The sequence below is a fragment of the Frigoribacterium sp. CFBP9030 genome, assembly GCF_034045195.1.
In the GTDB taxonomy this organism is placed as follows: domain Bacteria; phylum Actinomycetota; class Actinomycetes; order Actinomycetales; family Microbacteriaceae; genus Frigoribacterium.
In genome coordinates, this window is record NZ_JAXCWG010000009.1 from 1 (window position 1) to 18173 (window position 18173).

An 18173-nucleotide genomic window follows, 5' to 3' on the forward strand; every position below is an offset into this window, starting at 1 on the left:
TGCGAAGCCGAGCGGGTAGACGTGCCACCAGATGGTGTGCTGCGAGCTGTTCACCTCTGCCACCGTACGGGTCGCGGCTCGACGGCGGTCCGGCGCGGGCCGGGGCGGGGCGGCGCAGGCGCAGGAGCGGGCCGGGGCGGCAGGGCAGCGCGGGGTACGGCGGGCGGCCCGACCGCTCAGCTTGGCCCTCGCGCGCGCCGCTGCTGTACATCTGGATCAATGACCGATCCCCGCTCCCTGCCCTACCCCCTCGGCGTCACCCCGCTGCCCGACGGCGGCGCGCACGTCGCCGTGTACTCCGAGACCGCCGACCGCATCTGGTTCTGCCTCTTCGACGACGACGGCGCCGAGCACCGCACCGAGCTCGAGAACCGAACCGGTCACGTCTTCCACACCGTGGTCGAGGAGGCGCGGGTCGGCTCGCGCTACGGCCTCCGTGTCGCAGGCCCCTGGGACCCTGCGAACGGCGTCCGCCACAACGAGAACAAGCTGCTGCTCGACCCTTACGCGACCGCCCTCGACGGCACGTTCGACTGGGGTCAGGCCGTCTTCGGCCACGACATGAACGAGCCCGAGACGCGCGACGACACCGACTCGGCACCCGCCATGCCGCGCAACGTCATCGCCGACCGCGACTTCGACTGGGGCGACGACGAGCGCCCGCTGACGCCGATGGAGGACACCGTCGTCTACGAGGTCCACGTCAAGGGCTTCACGAAGCAGCACCCCGACGTGCCCGAGGAGATCCGCGGCACCTACGCCGGCATGGGTCACCCGGCCGCGATCAAGCACTTCACCGACCTCGGCGTCACCGCGGTCGAGCTGCTGCCGACGCACCAGTTCGTGCAGGACAGCCACCTCGAGGAGAAGGGCCTCCGCAACTACTGGGGCTACAACTCCATCGGATTCTTCGCCCCGCACGACGAGTACGCCTCGAAGGCCGCCGGCACCCGCGGCGGTCAGGTGGCGGAGTTCAAGCAGATGGTCAAGGACCTGCACGCGGCCGGTCTCGAGGTGTGGATGGACGTCGTCTACAACCACACCGCCGAGGGCAACCACATGGGCCCGACCATCTCGTTCAAGGGCATCGACAACGCCGCCTACTACCGCCTGGTCGAGGGCGACGAGGGCAACTACTTCGACACCACCGGCACCGGCAACAGCCTGAACGTCAGCCACCCCGCCGCACTCGGTCTGATCATGGACAGCCTGCGCTACTGGGTCACCGAGATGCACGTCGACGGCTTCCGCTTCGATCTCGCGACGACGCTGACCCGTCAGGGCGGCGAGGCCAGCGAGCACAGCGCGTTCCTGACGCTGATCCACCAGGACCCGGTGCTGCGAAGCGTCAAGATGATCGCCGAGCCGTGGGACACCGCCGGCTACCAGGTGGGCGGGTTCCCGGCCGACTGGTCGGAGTGGAACGGTAAGTTCCGCGACGACGTCCGCGAGTTCTGGAACGGCGAGCCCGGCGTGCTGTCGACGTTCTCCGACCGCGTGCTCGGCAGCCCCGACGTCTACGAGGCCGACCGCCGGTCGCCGCTGTCGAGCGTCAACTTCGTCACCGCGCACGACGGCTTCACGCTCGCCGACCTGACGAGCTACGCCGAGAAGCACAACGAGGAGAACGGCGAGGACAGCCAGGACGGCGAGAGCGACAACAAGTCGTTCAACGGCGGCGCCGAGGGCCCGACCGACGACCCCGCGGTGAACGAGTACCGCGACCGTCAGCGCCGCAACTTCCTCGGCACGCTGCTGGTCAGCGCCGGGGTCCCGATGATCCTCGGCGGTGACGAGATCGCCCGCAGCCAGGGCGGCAACAACAACGCCTACTGCCAGGACAGCGAGATCTCGTGGTTCGACTGGGAGCGCGCCGACCGCGACCTGCTCGCCTTCACGACCGAGCTCATCACGCTCCGTCGCGAGAACCCGGCCCTCCGCCCCGACTGGTTCCGATACGCCCCCGAGGTCGAGAGCGACGACCACGTGCAGGTGCGTCGCGCCGACGACCACTCGTTCACGAGCGGCGACTGGCAGCAGGGCGAGAACAAGGCGATCACGTTCGTGCTGACCCACAAGGACGCCGACGCGTTCGCCTACCTCGTCAACGGCTCGACGGCCGTCGTCGAGTTCAACGTGCCCGACGCGCCCCACGGCGAGTGGGAGCTCGCGCTGTCGAGCGACCCCGGCCAGCAGGTCGAGGGTGCCGTCACGACGCTGCTCGTCCGCGACGCGAGCTTCACCCTGCTGCGGAGCCGCGCCTCCTAGGCACGTGCCGCACCGCGCCTCCTCGGCCGCCGGTCAGGAGGCGCGGTGCCGGCGCCGCCGGCACGTCGCGACCCGGCGGTTCAGGAGGCGCGGTGCCGGTGCCGCCCGCATGTCGCGACCCTGCGGTTCAGGAGGCGCGGTCCGGCCGCAGAGGGCGGTCGCAGCGACGTCGGAGGCCGACACGCAGAAGGGCCCGCGCCGCCGGTCGGCGGAACGGGCCCTTCGTGTCGTGCGGGGTCAGGCGGAGGCGAGCTCCGACCGGGTGCCGCGCAGGAAGTCGGCGTAGGTGGGCTCGCTCGAGGCGGCGGGCGTCTCGGGCTGCGAGGCGAGCGCGGTGGAGGCGCGGCGTCGCTTCGGGTACGCGGTGATGCGCACGGCCGAGACGCCGACCTCGCGGCGGTAGAAGCTGTCGCTCGAGGTGTCGACGCGGCTGCGGATGTGCGCGACCAGCGCCTCGTGTGAGAGGCGCTCGAGGGATGCGGCGCTCATCGGGCGTCCGCCGCGAAGAGGGCGGCCAGGTCGAGCGGCTGGGTCTCGGCCAGGTCGAGGACGGCGGGGGAGGAGATCGAATCGGGGGTGGAGATCATGGTTCAACTCATTTCTGGTGTCCCTGTGGTCACCGTGAGGGGAACTGGTGTCGCACCGCCGTGAACCGGTGCACCGTCACTCTCGCACCGGCTCCGAGGGTCGTCCAGTCGCCGACGGAGTCCGTTCGCATCATGGACAACGGGGTTCGTCGGCTGTCTCCGCCGGTGCCGAAGGGGCGGGCCCGCGTCAGCTCCGCCGCCCGACGAGGGCCTCGCCGAGGCGCTCGGTCTCGTCGTGGTCGACGACCCGCGCGACGCCGTCGAGCGACGTGAGGGGCGCGATCTGCCGACCGCTGGAGACCAGCCAGAGCGCGTCGGCCCGACGCACCTGCTCGAGCGTCAGCAGCGCGTACTCGACGGTCACTCCGCGTCGTCCGAGTGCGTCGAACGCGGCCGCCTGGGTCGTGCCGGCGAGGATCCCCTGGTCGGTGCGCGGCGTCACGTACCGGTCGCCGAAGCGGGCGATCAGCGAGGCGGACGGACCCTCGAGCGCGTAGCCGTCGCTGCTGACGAAGAGGACGTCGTCGGCACCGCGCCGGGCGGCCTCGCGCAGCACGCTCTTGTTGACGGCGTACGACAGCGTCTTGGCCCCCTGCAGCAGCCACGGCGAGGTCTCGGCCACGTCGTGCCGGTAACCGCGGTCGAGCGAGACCACCGAGATGCCCTGTCGGCGCTCGGGCGCGGGGTCGTCCATCACGGCGGTCCGCACCCAGGCGGTGGGGGTGCCGTCGCCGCCTTCGATGCCCCGGGTGACCGCGAGCTTCTGCAGCAGGAACGGAGCCGGCTCGTGCGCGGCGGCCGAGGCGAGGCACGCGGCGCGGAAGACATCGAGGTCGAGCTCGGGGAGATCGAGCATGGCGGCCGACCGCGCCAGGCGCAGGAGGTGCGGCTCGAGCGCCTGCACCGCCCCGTCGACGACGCCCAGGCCCTCGAAGACGCCGTCGCCTCGGGTGACCCCGAGGTCGGTGACGTGGATCGTCATGCTGTCGGGGTCGACGAGCCGGAAGCCGACGTCGCCGGGGCCCCGGGGCGGCGTGCCCCGCATCGGCCGGTCGACGACGACGAGGGAGGCGGGGGGCAGGTCGGACACGGCGGTTCTCCTCGGTCGGCGGCGGTGGTGCTGGTGGTGGCGGCGGAGGCGCGGGTCAGCCGCTGAGGGGGTGCGACGCCTCGTTCGATGTGCCGGCGGCAAGTCCGCCGACGAACTCGCGCAGGGTCTCGTCGGCCGTGCGGGTCGGAGCCCAGCCCAGCTCGCGACGGGCCTTCTCGGTCGACATCGCCGGGATCTTCGCGGCGATGTCGAGCCAGCCGGGCTCGGTCGGCTGGAGGCGCAGCAGCCAGGTCACGAGCGCGGCGGTGCGGAGCACCCGGTAGGGCACGGGCACGACGCGGCTGCCGAACGCCTCGGCGATCGAGTACGAGTCGACGAGGGGCTCGGCGGCGAGGTTGAACGCGCCCCCGGCCTGCCGGTCGATGGCGCGCCAGAAGGCGTCGGCGACGTCGTCGGCGTGCACCACCTGCGAGACGAAGCGGGGCGACAACGGCAGGAACGGCGGTCGGAACCGGCTGAGCCAGGTGGTCGGCACCCAGCGCCCGGCGAAGAGCCCGACGATCTCGCGCGCCGCCGCGGCCTGGAACACCAGCCCGGGGCGCATCCGCGTCACGACGACGTCGGGGTGCTGCCGCGAGAACCCGTCGAGCACGCTCTCGTTCGTCGCCTTGTACGACGAGTAGCTCGAGTGCCGCACGCCGCGCGTCTTGTACGACTCGTCGACCCGGCGCCCCTTGGGGCCGCGGCTGTAGGCGCCGACCGAGCTGGCGATCAGCACGTGCGGAACCCGGGCGCGCACGACGGCGTCGAGGACGTGGGAGGTGCCGGTCACGTTGGTCCGGTACATGGCGTCGCGATCGTGGCTGGGTTGCAGCGCCCACCCGAGGTGGACGACGGCGTCGGCCCCGGCGAACGCGGCGGCGAGCTGCTCGGGGGCGGCGTCGTCGCCGATGTCGATGCCGAACCAGGTGACGTCGCCGTAGGGCGGCGAGGCCGAACGCGGCCCGCGGCGTGCGACACCGGCGAGCTCGGTCACGCGGGGCTCGGCCTGCAGGCGCCTGAGGAGGGCCGTGCCCAGATTGCCCGTGGCTCCGACGACGACCACGCGCATGCGGGCTCCTCCTGGTTGTGCGACAAGGGGTGCGGGCGCTGCCCGCGTGTGCTGCGAGCGTACGCCTCCGGGCTGGACGGCCGGGGTGCCGGGCCCGCCCGCAGGCCCTCCGGTCGTCATCGTCATGCGGCTCGTGTCAGTCGCGCGGCTCGGGTCAGTCGCGCGGCGGCCCGGCCTCCGCGGCGATCCGCTCGACCGTGTCGCGATCGAGTGAGAAGACCTCGTCGCCGTCGTGGGCGTCGTACACCCGCACGACCGTCGATCGGACGCCGCCGACGTGCCCGCCGCCGGGCTCGACGTCCATGGGCTCGATGTCCACGACGACGAAGCCCGACCCGCGCACGGCGCGCTCCGTGCCCTCCGGCGCCGCGACGTCGGTGTCGTTGGCGACCCCGGGGGCCACGATGACGGGCACGCCGGCGAGGTCGCCGACGATGTGGTGGTGGTAATGGCCGGCGAGCACGACCCTGACGTCGGTTCCGTCGATGACCGCAGCCAGCGCCTCCGGAGCGCGGAGGGCCAGGGCCTCGTGCAGCGTGGTCGGTGCGGGCAGCGGCGGGTGGTGCAGCACCAGGACGGTGCCCCGCGCGGCGGGGGTCGCGAGCAGATCGCGCAGCAGATCGAGCTGGCGCGGGCGGAGGTCGCCGTAGCCGGCGCCCGGCACGGAGGTGTCGAGCCCGATCACGCGCCAGCCGTCGACCTCGACGACGCGGTCGAGCGGCGCATCGGGGTCTCCGCCGAACACCTCGGCGAAGCCCGCCCGCAGATCGTGGTTGCCGGGCACCAGCGCGACGGCCGCACCCCGTGGCGCCGCCCAGGCGTCGAGCCGACCGCGCAGCTGACGGTAGGAGGCGCTGCTGCCGTCGTCGGACAGGTCGCCCGACCCGACGAGCAGTCGCACCCCCTCGACCCGCCCCGCCTCGGTCAGCACCCGGTCGAGCGCCGCGGTGGTGTCGACGACGCCCTGGTGCAGGGTGCCGTCGCCGGTCAGGTGGGAGTCGCTGACATGGACGAGGCGGAGGGCCCCCGGCGCGAGTGGCTGCATGAGGTCAGCGTAGAGACGGCCGCCGACATCCGATCGCGCCGGGCCGCGCCGCGGGCGAGCGGGGTCAGTGGGCGAAGTCGTCGGCCGGGGCGAGGCGGGCGTCGACGCGGCGGCCGAGCTCGTCGAGCACGGCTGTCACCTCGGCCCACTGCGTGCAGGTCGGGGTGTTCGGCTCGACGTACAGGCCGTAGAACCAGCGCGGCAGCGCGAGCACCTCGACGAGCACCGTCTCGCTGCGGTCGAAGAACTGGGTGCGGTCGCGGCGCAGATCACCGGCGGTGAGCCGCTCGCCGGTCACGTGGTGGAACCCGGCGCGTCGCAGCGCCCGCGCCGTCAGTCGTGCCGACAGCCGGGGCGACGCCTGGCGGGTGGCCCGGTCGCCGACCACCGCGCGCACGTGCGCGAACACGAGCTCGGCGTCGTGCACGGCGTGCGGGCCGTCGCCGGGCGAGGTGCTCATCGTGTCACTGTGCCACCCGGCGCCGAGCCCGACGAGGCCCAGTTCGGGTCGCCCCCGGACGGGAGTCGCGGATGGGGACGCCGCAAGGGGTTCCGTCGGCGGTCGACCGGTGCCATGCTGCCGTCACCGACGAAGAGGAGCGATGATGCCCACCCAGCTCACCCCGTACCTGGCCTTCCGCGACACGGCGCGCGAGGCGCTCGACTTCTACCGCTCGGTGTTCGGCGGTGAGTGCACGGTCAGCACCTTCGGCGAGTTCGGCGTGGGCGGCCCGGCCGAGAAGGACCGCCTCATGCACGGCCAGCTCATCGCGGCGAACGGCATGCTGCTGATGGCCTCCGACCGCCCCGACGACATCCCCCTCGAGAGCGAGAACTCCATCTCGCTGTCGCTGTCCGGCGACGACGCCGACGAGCTCACGGCCTACTTCGCCGGGCTCTCGGAGGGCGGCGCCGTCGGCGTCCCGCTCGAGAAGGCCCCCTGGGGCGACAGCTTCGGCATGGTCACCGACCGGTACGGCATCCACTGGATGGTCAACATCGCCGGCGAGGCCGCCTGAACGCCGCCCGCCGCTGCCGGCGCCGACCACTGCCGCCGCCCGCCGCTGCCGGCGCCGCCCGCCGCCGCCGGCGCCGACCGGCGAGAATGGCGGGATGGATGACACCGCCCGCTGCCCCTGCCTGAGCGGAGACGTCTACGGCGACTGCTGCGGCCCCCTGCACCGCGGTGCCGCGGCGCCGACCGCCGAGCGTCTGATGCGCTCGCGCTACACCGCCTACTCGCTGCGCGACGCCCCCTACCTCGCCGCCACCTGGCACCCGTCGTCCCGGCCGACCGCGCTCGAGGTCGAGGCCGGCACCCGCTGGTTCCGGCTCGACATCGTGCGCACCGAGCGCGGCGGTCCGTTCGACGACACGGGCGTCGTCGAGTTCGAGGCGCACTCGAAGACCGACGGCGAGGTGCACGTGCAGCACGAGGCGAGCCGGTTCGTGCGCGACCGCGATCGGCGCTGGCTGTACCTCGACGGCGACGTCTCCTAGGCCGGTGCGCCTCGGGCCGGGGCGCCGGGCGTGCGGCCCGACGTCTCCGGGCGGCCGAGAGCCCGCGGCGCGGGAGCCAGCCGCTGCGAGTCGCGGGCCGGCGCGAGGAGCGTCGCGCGCCTCCCTCGCTCGTCGGGTTCCGTCGCGCTGCCGAGCACCTGCAGCCGCTCGGGCGTCCGCACCCTGATCGACGCCGTCCAGGCGCAGAGCAGCGCATCGAGGAGGTCCTCCCGGTGCTTGTAGGCCCGGTCCACGAGCGGCGAGGGCTCGTCGACGAGGAGGCGCGACACCGTGTGCGACGCGAGCGACAGCGGTGGGGTGGCCGAGTCCAGGGCACTCATGCGGGCGATCAGGTCGTCGCAGACCGCGGCCCGCGCGGCCCGGCGATCGGCGAGCGGCAGCGTCGTGTCGGGTCGCTTGTAGCGCGGCCGCCGGGTCTCGTAGCCCAGCTCGGACATGCCGACCAGCGTCGTGTACGGGTAGCACTCGAAGTACGACGACCGATCGGCCGGCACCTCGGCCACGCCGTCGTCGTAGACCATCCCCGCCGACTCGAGGCGCTCGCCGAGGGTGCGACCGCCCAGCCACGCCAAGGAGGCGCTGCTCGCGTTGGCCGCGACGTGCCAGCGACCGTAGGCGCGCGCCACCTCCCGCTCGCTCGGTCGCATGCCCGTCGCGTTCGGCACGAGCACCGGGGCGTCGATCGCGATCGACGAGCCCGGGGTCGCCCAGGCGCCGATCCACTCGACGACCTCGTCGACGCCGCGCGCCCAGCCGGCGTCGAGCACCGTGCCGTCGGCGTCGATCACGGCGAGACCGGTCTCGTTCGCGGGTCGCGCCGGGGTCGAGTCGCGCCAGGCGAGGTCGATGCCGACGAAGCGGGGTGAGGTCACGTCGGGGAGGCTACCCGCGCCTCCTCGGCTCCGGGCTCCGGTGGGTTTCGGTGCTAGCCGGGTGGTTCGGCGGGTTCCCGTGCTCGCCGGGTGCTTCGGCGGGTTCCGGTCCTCGGCGGCGGGTCAGCGCTGACCCGCCACGGATGACGGGAACCCGCCGAACCCGCCCCCGCCGCGCCGAACCCGCCCGCCGCCGCGCCGAACCCGCCCGCCGAACCCGTCCGCCGCGCCCGCCCCCACGCCGCACGGGCCGCCCGCGAGCACCGATACTGGGGGCATGTCGAGCACACCGGGCGGCCCCGTCGCCGCCGCGCCCGCGCCAACGCCCGCCGATCTGCGGCGGTGGCGCCGGTTCCTCGCCGACGAGCGCGCCGAGGAGAGCACCTACCGCGACCTCGCCCGACGCCGCACGGGCGAAGAGCGCGACATCCTGCTCGCACTCGCCGACGCGGAGGCCCGTCACGCCCAGCACTGGCTCACGCTGCTCGGCGACCGGGTCGGGCGCCCCGCGCGCACCGACGTGCGCACGCGCGTGCTCGGCCTGCTGGCCCGGCGGTTCGGGTCGATCTTCGTGCTCGCCCTGGTGCAGAGCGCCGAGGCCCGCTCGCCGTACGCGACCGACGTCGACGCGACCGACGCGATGGCGGCCGACGAGCGGATCCACGGCGAGGTGGTGCGCGCTCTGGCCGAGCGCGGGCGGATGCGGCTCTCGGGGTCGTTCCGGGCGGCGGTCTTCGGCGCCAACGACGGACTCGTCAGCAACCTGGCCCTCGTGCTCGGCATCAGCGCGACGGGGGTGTCGAACCGTGTCGTGCTGCTGACCGGCCTGTCGGGGCTGCTCGCCGGGGCGCTCTCGATGGGCGCGGGGGAGTACGTCTCGGTGCGGTCGCAACGCGAACTGCTCGATGCGTCGACCCCCGACCCCGCGACCCGCGGAGTGCTCGCCGACCTCGACGTCGACGCGAACGAGTTGGCGCTGGTGTTCCGCGCGCGCGGGATGTCGGCGGTCGACGCCGATGCGCGGGCCCGCGCCGTGCTCGGCGGGACGGACCAGGGGGAGGCGCCCTTCGGTGGTCCGGACGACTCCGGCTCACGAGGAGGTGCGGTGCGCGACCTGCGGGCCGGCGGCGATGTCGAGGCCGGCGACGCGCGCGGTGATGCGGCTGGTCCGGTCTCCGCTCCCGACGACGACCGGGACGCTCTGGGCACCGCGTTCGGAGCCGCAGGCTCGAGCTTCTGCTTCTTCGCATCGGGCGCGATCATCGCCGTGCTGCCCTACCTGTTCGGCCTCGAGGGACTCACCGCCGTCGTCGTCGCCGCGGTGCTCGTCGGCATCGCGCTGCTCGGCACGGGCGCCGTCGTCGGGTTGCTGTCGGGTGCGAGTCCGCTGCGCCGTGCCCTGCGGCAGCTCGTGATCGGCTTCGGCGCGGCCGCGGTGACGTATGCGCTCGGGCTGCTGTTCGGGACCGGCGGGAGCTGAGCCCGACGGCGACCCGCGGCGGGTCCCCGCAACCCGCGCTAGCTATTACGTTTCGATGCGCAGCCGCTTCGGCGGGCACCCCCAACCCGCGCGAGCTATTACGTTCTGGTGCGTAATGGCTTCGGCGGGTTCGTGTCACTCGCGGCGGGTCAGCGCTGACCCGCCGCGGAGGACACCGACCCGCCGCACCGCTTGCGCCGCCTCCTGGGCGGTCAGGCTCGGCGGTCGAGCTTCCAGGCGATCCAGGCCGTGACGAGCACCACGCCCGCCGCGGCCAGGCGGGCGCCGTCGAGCACCCCGTACCCGGTCGACCCCGAGAGGCTCATGTCGCTGCCGATGCCGATGCCCCAGACCGCCCCCGAGGTCGCGAGGCACACCACGACCGCCAGACCGATGATGCTCGAGGTCACCGCGTGCGACTTCGCGCCGACCTGGTCGACCGTCGTCGCGGCGCGAGACCAGCGGCTCGCGGCGAACCGGACGATCCCGAGCCAGAGCAGCGCCACGGCGCACGAGCCGACCACGTCGCTGCAGCGGTGCCAGCCGTAGGCGACCGTCTGCTCGGCGACGATCGCCGCGAACGCCGTGCCGACCACGAAGAGCAAGGGCCGCAGGTGACGGCCGAACGCCGTCATCACCGCGAGCAGACCGGCGACGGCGATGGTCGCGTGCCCGCTCGGGAAGCTGTTGCTGTAGAGCTCGCCGGTCAGGTCGGGGCGGGGCACGAACTGCTTGAGCAGCTGAGACGTGACGGTCGCCCCGATGATCAGCGCTGCCGACTGGATCGCGGCACCCGGGCGGCGGCGCAGCAGCGAGACGCCGACGGTGAGCACGAGGATCGCGAGCACGGCCGTGGGCGAGATCGCATCGAGCGCGACGCCGGACTGCAGCAGCGTGTTGCCGTCGACCGACGCGAGGATGCTGTCTTCGACCCGCTGGCCGGCCGGCGTCAGCACTGCCGCGATGTACACGCCGACGAGAGCGACGGCTGCGACGCCCGAGGTGACCGCCCACCGAGTGGCACCCGGGCGGCGGACAGCCGGGGGTGCGGAGACGGTCGGGTAAGCGGACACCGACCAATGAAACAACACGGTCGCTGGGCGGAACCTCCCACGGGGCACGGAATGACCCGAAAGCCGAGGGACTCCCAGGTTCGTCGGCCTGTCTGCGGTGAGCCTGGGAGGCGCGGGTCGGGCAGGTGGAGACTGTCACCTACCCGATCGAGGAGGATCCATGAGCACGACGAACAGCAACGAGCCGCACCAGGGCGGCGTCACCGACGAGGACAGCACCTTCGGCGAGCGCGACGACACCCCCACCGTCGAGGTGTCGGAGAACAGCGGCACGGCCGACGCCCCGCCCGCGCCCGGGTCGGACGCCGGCTCCGGTGACGGATCCGACGACGTGAACGGCCGCGACGCGACCGGCGACATGCGCGAGCGGACCGGCACCGCCGACGCCGACGACATCGACGAGCTGCTCGGCGAGCGGAACGACGACGCCGAGGGTCCGCGCGCTCCCTGACCCGCGCCTCCGGCGGGGCCTGACCCGCGCCCTCCGGGCCGATTGGCGGGGAGGCCCTGCCTCGTGTAGTGTTTCCTCTGGCCAATCGGCCGGAGAAATGCGCCTGTAGCTCAACGGATAGAGCATCTGACTACGGATCAGAAGGTTGGGGGTTCGAGTCCCTCCAGGCGCACACGACAAAAAGGCGGTCCACTACGTGGGCCGCCTTTTTCGTGCGCCTTCCGGGACTCGAACCCCCAGCGGCCCGGCGTCGCTGGCGCGCCGTAGGCGACCGCCGGATGCGAGACGACCACGTCCCTCCTGCACGTCCCGCTGATAGAGCTCGGCCAGCTCTCGTTCGGAGGCGAGTGGTGGGTATCGTCCTAGATCCACAGGTCAGGAGAACACATGCGGCACTACGACATCGCCCTCTTCGACATCGACGGAACCCTCTGCGACCCGGGCTCGGGCATCACGGAGGCTGCAGCCCACGCTCTGGCCCGGATGGGTGTCGTAGAGGCCGACCCCGCGGCTCTGCGTCGATTCGTCGGCCCGCCCTTGGAGCACTCCTTCCGTGATCTCTACGGGTTCGACGCGGCGGCCGTGACCGAGGCCGTCGGGCACTACCGTGATCACTACGCAGACGGGGGGATCGCCCAGTACCGTCCGTACCCGGGCATCGGCGAGCTCCTCGAACGTCTGCTCGCTGCCGGCGTCCAGCTCGGCGTGGTGACGGCCAAGATCCAGGAATTCGCCGAGGGCGCCTTGCAGACGACGGGGCTCCGTTCCTCCTTCACGACGGTGCACGGTCGTGCTCCCGACGACGTGGTCGGCAAGGCCGTCACGCTCCGTCGCGCGCTGCAGACCAGAAGCGCTTCGCCGGGACAGGTCGTGATGATCGGCGATCGCGAGCACGATGTGGAAGCCGCCCTGGAGAACGGTGTCGACGTGATCGGGGTGCTCTACGGCTTCGGGACCGCCGAGGAGCTCCGCCGCGCGGGCGCACGGCTGACGGCGGCCGCGCCTCGAGACGTGGGAGACCTCGTCCTGGGTGGACCGATCGCCTAGCGACCCCGACCCCGAGCCACCACCCGGAATCTGGGCGACGGCGTCGACGTGCATCGAGTGCCCGACGCCGCCGCCGTCGACGCCCCGACGTGAAGCCGGCGAGACAGCCGTCGAACTGAGCGTCAGCTCTGCAGGTCGACCAGCCATCGCTCGACGGAGCGAGGGCTGAGACCGAGGCGCTCCTGGGCGCTGGCCGCCGGGTCGATCAGCTCGGACTCCTGCGTGGCGCGGCAGCGTACGAGTCGACCACGGGGTCGGACCCGGCCTATTGATGAACAGGCTCGCACGGCAACCTGCATCCCCTGGCCGGAGTCGCTCACAGGCTCTGCAGATGCCGACCCCGATCCGTCTGTCGAGCTGAGATGGATGAACCGAGCAGGACGAGCCGAAGGGTGCGTTCGGCGGCGTCCCGCAGCAGCGCCTCCCCCTGGTCGACAGCGTCCTGAAGGGGCATCGGCGAGGGCGAGTCGGGCGTCACCGCTCTCGTCGAGGCCTCCGGTCTCTCGCAGCCGCTCGTGTCGCAGCACCTCAGGGTCCTGCGGGCCGCGTGGCTGTCTCGCGTCGGCCGTGAAGCCATTTACTCGGTGGCAGACCGGCACGTGTCTCACATCGTCGACGACGCCGTCGAGCATGCAGACGAGGCGCACCAGGGCTGACTGAGGCGAAGCGCGCATGTCCCCTAAGCTCAGGATTACAACGTTGTAAAATTTGGGGGCATAGTGACAGAGGCAGCAGCAAGGGCTCGTCGGGGGTGGCTGTTCGCCATCCTCGGTGCGTTCGCGTTGGGTGGATTCACGCTGTCGAGCTGGGCGGCCCGGTTGCCGGCGATCCGCTCGGATCTCGGCCTGTCCGACGCGGAGCTGGGGTTCGTTCTCTTAGCGACGACGTTCGGGTCCATGGCTGGGCTGGCCGCCTCACGCACATTACTTTCCGGCGTCGGTGGGCGGCGCGCCCTCCTCGTCACGGCGATGACGATGGCCATCGGTGTGGTGTCCGTCGCCCTCGGTGTGGCGATGGGGAGTGTCGGAGTGCTGCTCCTCGGGCTCGGTATCGCCGGGGCCGGTGTCGGTGCGACGGATGTGCTGATCAATATCGACGGCGCAGTCATCGAACGATTGTCTCGACGGTCGCTTCTGCCCCTCATGCACGCTGCCTGGCCTGGAGGAGCCGTGATCGGCTCGGGCGTTGGTGCTGCCTGCGCCGCTCTCGGCATCCCGCCTCAGACCCAGTTGCTCACCCAAGCTGCCCTGATCGCGATTGCAGGAGTCCTGCTCGTGCGCGCTATTCCATCAGGCAGCCGCGGAACCCGCCGGTCGAGGCCAGCGCCGGGGCCAGGACGGTCGCGAATGCCACTGCTTCGCTTGATCGATGGCCGGCTCCTGGCGATCGGGGTCGTGATGCTGGCCGCGGAGTTCGGTGAGGGGGCTGCCAACGGATGGATCAGTGTCGTCGTGCGGGATGCCTTGGATCAACCGGAGACCTTCGCAGCACTGGCGATCGCGATCTACTCCGCAGCTCAAGTGGTGGTGCGAGTCGCCGCTGGACCTCTGGTCGACCGATTCGGCCGGGCGAGCATGATCCGCTGGACCTCGATCCTGGGTCTGGTGGGCGTCGTCCTGTTCATCCTCGACCTCGGCACGGTGACGCTCGTCGTGGGCGTGGTCCTCTGGTCAGTCGGGGTCTCCATGGGCTTCCCCCTCGGCATGTCCGCTGCAGCCGAGGGGAACGATCCCGCGGCACGAGTGGCTCTGGTCGCGAGCGTGGGGTACGTCGCCAGCTTCATCGGGCCACCTCTGATCGGTCTGCTCGCCCAGGGGTTCGGGCTGCTGCCGGCGCTCTGGCCCGTCGCGACCCTCTTCCTCGTCGCCGCCGTTCTCGCGCCCGCACTCACAAGACGGCGCCACAGTCATCTGACCTGAGGTCGACCGGCCTGGAACCACACCCTCACATCACACGCTTCATCACGACGAGGCCATGACATCCCTTGGGGGCAGGGCGCACCCTCGGCCGGTGACCCAGGCCACGGCGAACAAGGGCCGCAACCCCTGGGCCGGCGACAATCCGTCACGTGAGCTGGGATCGACGTTCGATGAGGATCGTGTCTCGCCAACGTCCCACGAGGGGCCCGGCCAGGGGTGCGGCGATCCGCTCCCGCCGGCCGACCACCCGGAACCCCAGCTCGGCGTGGAGCGCGAGGCTGGCCGTGTTCTCGGGGAACACGACTCCCTGCAAGGTCCAGATGCCCGCTGCCTCAGTCGACTCCACGAGGGCCCGGAGCAACCCTCGCCCGACTCCGAAGCCTCGGGCGGCGGCATCGACGTACACGGAGTGTTCGACGACGCCGCCGTAGACAGCCCGGGGAGACACCGGTGAAACAGCAGCCCAGCCGACGACGCGGCCGGAGCGGGAGGCCGCGACGATCCGGTGCTCTGCGAGCCTCGAAGCATCGAACTGCTCCGGAGTCGGTGGAGCCGACTCGAAGGTCGCGTCGCCTCCGTCGATTCCCTGCTGGTAGATCGAGAGCACGGTGGGAAGGTCCGCCTCGCTCATCGGGCGGAGGGTGTAACTGTCGTCCACGGTGATCCCATCATTCAGCAGGCCCGGCACCCCACCGTACCCAGCGTCAGCCCTGTAGATCGACCAGCCACTGTTCGACGGAGCGAGGGCTGAGACCGAGACGCTCCTGGGCGCTGGTCGCCGGGTCGATCAGCTCGGACTCCTGCGTGGCGCGCCAGCGGTACGAGTCGACCACGGGGTCGGACCCGGCCTTGCCGAAGAGCGGTTCGATCAGGCTCCCGAAGTCGTCCGGCTCCTGGGACTCGAACTGGACGGCGCGACCGGACTGCGCTGCGAAGCCGGCGGCGAGATCCGCTCCGACCAGACCGGGAAGGGCGCCGACTCCGACCACGCCGACGACGGACGCGTCGGTGAGCAGCCGTGCGGCGACGTCCGCGACATCGAGGTGCGAGCTCCACGACACGGCGTAGTCCTGACGGATCGGGTAGCGGAGCACGCCATCCTTCTCCACGCCGGCCGTGACGGGAGGCAGCAGGAGGTTCTCGAGGAAGAGGCGAGGCGCGACGATCGCGACCGAGACGCCGGTTGCCGTGAGCCCATCGATCAGCGCGGCTACGGGGTTTGCGCCCGAGCCGTCGTCCTCGGTCGGGTAGCCGCTGGTGGAGACGACGACGCGGCCGGGACGTGCCCGGTCGACCGCGGCGACGATGTTGCGGGCGTGAGCGAGCTGCTGCTCATTCGTGCCGATCGGCAGGTGGACGAAGACGCCGTCCACGCCCTCGTAGGCGGCCGCCAGCGATGCGACAGAGGTGAGGTCGACGGCGACGGCGGTGCCGTCTCCCGAGTAGGTGGAGGGGTGGCGGACAGCCGCGGCAACGGAGGCGCCGGACTTGGTGAGCGCGGCGACGACGGGGGAGCCTTGGGCGCCCGTGGCGCCGTGGATGAGATAGGTCATGGACCCATTAGTGCATCTAGTGCATCGGTTACGTCAACTGCACTATTGGCCTAAGCTCTTTTTTCATGGCTTTCTGTGGGGATATCTGGCCCGAGTGCGGCATCGCGAAGTTCCTGACCCTGCTCGACGGCCCTTGGGCGACCCTCATCGTCCGGAATCTGCTCGAGGGGCCGGCCCGGTTCTCCGAGCTGAAGGAGTCGCTGCCGGGCATCAGTGCGCACACTCTGACGAACCGTCTCCGCAAGTTCGAGACGTCGGGCCTCGTCACCAGGACGGTCTACGCCGAGATCCCCCCGCGGGTCGTCTACGAGCTGACCCCGACGGGGCTCGGGCTCCGACCCGTGCTCGAGTCGATGAACGCCTGGGCGCTGGCCGTCCCCGCCGTCGCGGACACCGACGACGCCGCGACGGCGGACTCCCACCGACCTGCGGCGTCAGCCATCTAGGCTGAGAACCGGAACGAGCGGGAGGCGGCCACAGTGCAGTCGAGATGGGGACGCCTGGCGCGTGGCTCATCGGCGACCCTCGTTGCAGTGACCCTGGCAGCGTTCTCGCACGTCGCGGGTGGCGGCTCCTCTCCTGGCGTGCTCGGCGTCGTCCTCGCGATCGCCCTCTCGTTGCCACTGGGTGTCGCCCTAGCGGGAAGAGGCCCGTCGCTCGTCCGGCTCTCGATCGTCGTCGCCGTCTCTCAGGCGGCTTTCCACCTGCTCTTCTCCCTGGGGGGAGGAGGCGCTGCTCGTGTAGCCGTCACCGGCGGCGGGCACCACGCACACGAGACTCTCGTGCTCGTGGCTGACACATCGATGGCAGCGGGGGCGATGCCGGCGATGCACCACGGCGGCGTGATGTGGATCGCGCACGCTGCCGCTTGGCTGGTGACCGTCGCCGGCCTCTGGCGCGGCGAGAGGGCCGTCCGCGCTGCCATCGGTCTGGCGGACCGGGTTTTGCTGATCGTGATCTCCGCCACGGGGATCGCGGTGACCACCGCACCGCGGATCGCCCGGCACCTCGTGCCGCGAGTCGCACGGATCATCCCCCACGCGCTCCGCGCCGCGGCGCCTGCCCAGCCCCTTCGAGGACCGCCGCTCGCCGCCTGATCCGAGCTGATGCACGATGCGCCGAGAGCGCGTGTCGTGTGCTCTGCCGTCGCTCACACGCCGGCAGAGCTTCTTGCGCATCCTCGCCGTGGACGACGTCCCGGCATGCGCCCGTCTGCGTCGCTGCGACCGGACGAGCACTTTGGAAACTCCGGCACCCCGTGCCGACCAGAACGAGACGAGTCATCTTGTCCGCAACACACAACTCCGAAACCAAACGCGAACGACGGGAGTCGGCCCGCGAGAAGGCCCGCATCACCCGTGAAGCCGAGGCCAGACGCCGTCGGCGCAACAGGTGGGCCCTTCAGGGCGGTCTCATCGTCGGCGTGCTGGCGGTGCTGGCCGTCATCGCCCTCGTGATCACGAGGTCCCTCGTGCCGGCGGGCCCCGGCCCCCGGAACATGGCGAGTGACGGCATCCTGCTGTCGGGCGATGGCACGACCGTATCGGCCGTGACGACGGACGCGACGCCAGCCGACGGCTCCCCGACACCCTCGGCGGCGGGCACGACCGAGAAGCCGAGCATCGTCGTCTACCTCGATTACATGTGCCCCTTCTGCGGTCAGTTCGACACGACGAACGCCGAACAGCTCGAGACCTGGGTGAGCGAGGGAGCGGCCGAGCTCGAGATCCACCCCCTCGGGTTCCTCGACAACGCGAGCCTCGGGTCGAAGTACTCGACCCGGTCGGCGAACGTGCTGGCCTGCGTCGCGAACTACCAGCCTGATACTGCGCTCGACGTCAACACCGCCCTGTTCGCCCAGCAGCCGACCGAGAACACCACCGGCCTGACGAACGACGAGCTGGTCACGCTGGTGGAGGGCGCCGGCGTCGACGACCCTGCCGTCGCCTCCTGCATCACCGACGGCGAGTTCACGGAGTGGGTCACCTCCGCGACGGAGCGCGCGCTGAACGACCCGGTGCCGAACTCCGACCTCGCCGCGGTGTCCGCGACGCCGACCGTGCTGGTCAACGGCCAGCAGTACCAGGGCTCGCCGACCGACGCCGCTGCGTTCGCGCAGTTCGTGGCGCAGGTGTCGGGTGGGGCGACGGGCACGGAGGCGCCGTGAGGTCCGCGGAACCCCGGGCCGTCGTGAC

Annotated in this window: 20 protein-coding genes and 1 tRNA gene; 12 read left to right on the forward strand and 9 right to left on the reverse strand. The window is 71.8% G+C overall.

The window, feature by feature from the left end; genetic code table 11:
• Positions 1 to 219: 219 nt before the first annotated feature.
• Complete coding sequence (gene glgX, locus SOM13_RS10605; protein WP_243216372.1) at positions 220 to 2268, forward strand: glycogen debranching protein GlgX; 2049 nt, start codon at positions 220 to 222, stop codon at positions 2266 to 2268.
• A 237-nt stretch (positions 2269 to 2505) separates the two neighbouring features.
• On the opposite strand, the gene SOM13_RS10610 is transcribed toward glgX, so the two are convergent.
• From SOM13_RS10610 to SOM13_RS10630, 5 genes are all read right to left on the reverse strand, one after another.
• On the reverse strand, positions 2506 to 2757 hold the full coding sequence (locus tag SOM13_RS10610; RefSeq protein ID WP_243216371.1) for a hypothetical protein: 252 nt from the start codon (positions 2755 to 2757) through the stop codon (positions 2506 to 2508).
• Positions 2758 to 3042: 285 nt separating this feature from the next.
• Entirely contained in the window at positions 3043 to 3945 is a 903-nt protein-coding gene (locus SOM13_RS10615; RefSeq protein ID WP_320477923.1) for an aminotransferase class IV, read from the reverse strand.
• Positions 3946 to 4000: 55 nt separating this feature from the next.
• Entirely contained in the window at positions 4001 to 5017 is a 1017-nt protein-coding gene (locus tag SOM13_RS10620) for an NAD-dependent epimerase/dehydratase family protein (RefSeq protein ID WP_320479704.1), read from the reverse strand.
• 154 nt (positions 5018 to 5171) lie between these two features.
• Positions 5172 to 6062, reverse strand: a complete 891-nt coding sequence (locus SOM13_RS10625; RefSeq protein ID WP_243216369.1) for a metallophosphoesterase — start codon at positions 6060 to 6062, stop codon at positions 5172 to 5174.
• 64 nt (positions 6063 to 6126) lie between these two features.
• Positions 6127 to 6522 (reverse strand): hypothetical protein, encoded by a 396-nt coding sequence (locus SOM13_RS10630; RefSeq protein ID WP_192060720.1) that lies wholly within the window; start codon positions 6520 to 6522, stop codon positions 6127 to 6129.
• A 145-nt stretch (positions 6523 to 6667) separates the two neighbouring features.
• Here SOM13_RS10630 and SOM13_RS10635 point away from each other — a divergent pair, with 145 nt between their 5' ends.
• Positions 6668 to 7081: a VOC family protein gene (locus tag SOM13_RS10635; protein WP_320479705.1), complete on the forward strand. Its 414-nt coding sequence runs from the start codon at positions 6668 to 6670 to the stop codon at positions 7079 to 7081.
• A 94-nt stretch (positions 7082 to 7175) separates the two neighbouring features.
• Positions 7176 to 7562, forward strand: coding sequence for a YchJ family protein (locus tag SOM13_RS10640; protein ID WP_243216596.1), 387 nt, complete (start codon positions 7176 to 7178; stop codon positions 7560 to 7562).
• Here SOM13_RS10640 and SOM13_RS10645 read toward each other — a convergent pair.
• Complete coding sequence (locus tag SOM13_RS10645; protein WP_320479706.1) at positions 7559 to 8455, reverse strand: DUF429 domain-containing protein; 897 nt, start codon at positions 8453 to 8455, stop codon at positions 7559 to 7561. The genes SOM13_RS10640 and SOM13_RS10645 overlap by 4 nt on opposite strands.
• Positions 8456 to 8732: 277 nt before the next feature.
• On the opposite strand from SOM13_RS10645, the gene SOM13_RS10650 reads away from it, so the two are divergent.
• Entirely contained in the window at positions 8733 to 9935 is a 1203-nt protein-coding gene (locus SOM13_RS10650) for a VIT1/CCC1 family protein (RefSeq protein WP_320479707.1), read from the forward strand.
• Between the two features lie 212 nt (positions 9936 to 10147).
• Here the strand turns inward: SOM13_RS10650 and SOM13_RS10655 are convergent, their stop codons facing one another.
• Positions 10148 to 11008 carry a phosphatase PAP2 family protein gene (locus tag SOM13_RS10655; protein ID WP_243214292.1) on the reverse strand — a complete coding sequence of 287 codons (861 nt, stop codon included), beginning with the start codon at positions 11006 to 11008 and terminating at the stop codon, positions 10148 to 10150.
• 160 nt (positions 11009 to 11168) lie between these two features.
• Between SOM13_RS10655 and SOM13_RS10660 the strand changes: the two genes are divergently transcribed.
• The 5 genes from SOM13_RS10660 (at position 11169) to SOM13_RS10680 (ending at position 14425) form a co-directional block, all read left to right on the forward strand.
• Positions 11169 to 11459: a hypothetical protein gene (locus SOM13_RS10660; RefSeq protein ID WP_320479708.1), complete on the forward strand. Its 291-nt coding sequence runs from the start codon at positions 11169 to 11171 to the stop codon at positions 11457 to 11459.
• A 99-nt stretch (positions 11460 to 11558) separates the two neighbouring features.
• Positions 11559 to 11631: transfer RNA gene (locus SOM13_RS10665), tRNA-Arg, on the forward strand.
• A 215-nt stretch (positions 11632 to 11846) separates the two neighbouring features.
• Positions 11847 to 12506, forward strand: coding sequence for an HAD hydrolase-like protein (locus SOM13_RS10670; RefSeq protein WP_192060713.1), 660 nt, complete (start codon positions 11847 to 11849; stop codon positions 12504 to 12506).
• A 452-nt stretch (positions 12507 to 12958) separates the two neighbouring features.
• A complete protein-coding gene (locus tag SOM13_RS10675) occupies positions 12959 to 13162 on the forward strand; it encodes an ArsR/SmtB family transcription factor (RefSeq protein ID WP_192060881.1) in 204 nt (67 codons plus the stop codon).
• A 63-nt stretch (positions 13163 to 13225) separates the two neighbouring features.
• Positions 13226 to 14425, forward strand: a complete 1200-nt coding sequence (locus SOM13_RS10680; protein ID WP_320479709.1) for an MFS transporter — start codon at positions 13226 to 13228, stop codon at positions 14423 to 14425.
• Between the two features lie 145 nt (positions 14426 to 14570).
• Here SOM13_RS10680 and SOM13_RS10685 read toward each other — a convergent pair whose 3' ends face one another.
• Together SOM13_RS10685 and SOM13_RS10690 are read right to left on the reverse strand one after the other, a co-directional pair.
• Complete coding sequence (locus SOM13_RS10685; RefSeq protein WP_192060711.1) at positions 14571 to 15056, reverse strand: GNAT family N-acetyltransferase; 486 nt, start codon at positions 15054 to 15056, stop codon at positions 14571 to 14573.
• A gap of 73 nt (positions 15057 to 15129) precedes the next feature.
• Positions 15130 to 15978: an SDR family oxidoreductase gene (locus tag SOM13_RS10690; RefSeq protein WP_320479710.1), complete on the reverse strand. Its 849-nt coding sequence runs from the start codon at positions 15976 to 15978 to the stop codon at positions 15130 to 15132.
• Between the two features lie 65 nt (positions 15979 to 16043).
• Between SOM13_RS10690 and SOM13_RS10695 the strand changes: the two genes are divergently transcribed.
• The 3 genes from SOM13_RS10695 to SOM13_RS10705 all read left to right on the forward strand — a co-directional run bounded on the left by SOM13_RS10695 (position 16044) and on the right by SOM13_RS10705 (position 18145).
• Entirely contained in the window at positions 16044 to 16424 is a 381-nt protein-coding gene (locus SOM13_RS10695) for a winged helix-turn-helix transcriptional regulator (protein ID WP_192060709.1), read from the forward strand.
• An 87-nt stretch (positions 16425 to 16511) separates the two neighbouring features.
• Entirely contained in the window at positions 16512 to 17075 is a 564-nt protein-coding gene (locus SOM13_RS10700) for a hypothetical protein (protein WP_192060708.1), read from the forward strand.
• A gap of 188 nt (positions 17076 to 17263) precedes the next feature.
• Positions 17264 to 18145 (forward strand): DsbA family protein, encoded by an 882-nt coding sequence (locus tag SOM13_RS10705; protein WP_320479711.1) that lies wholly within the window; start codon positions 17264 to 17266, stop codon positions 18143 to 18145.
• Positions 18146 to 18173 lie beyond the last annotated feature (28 nt).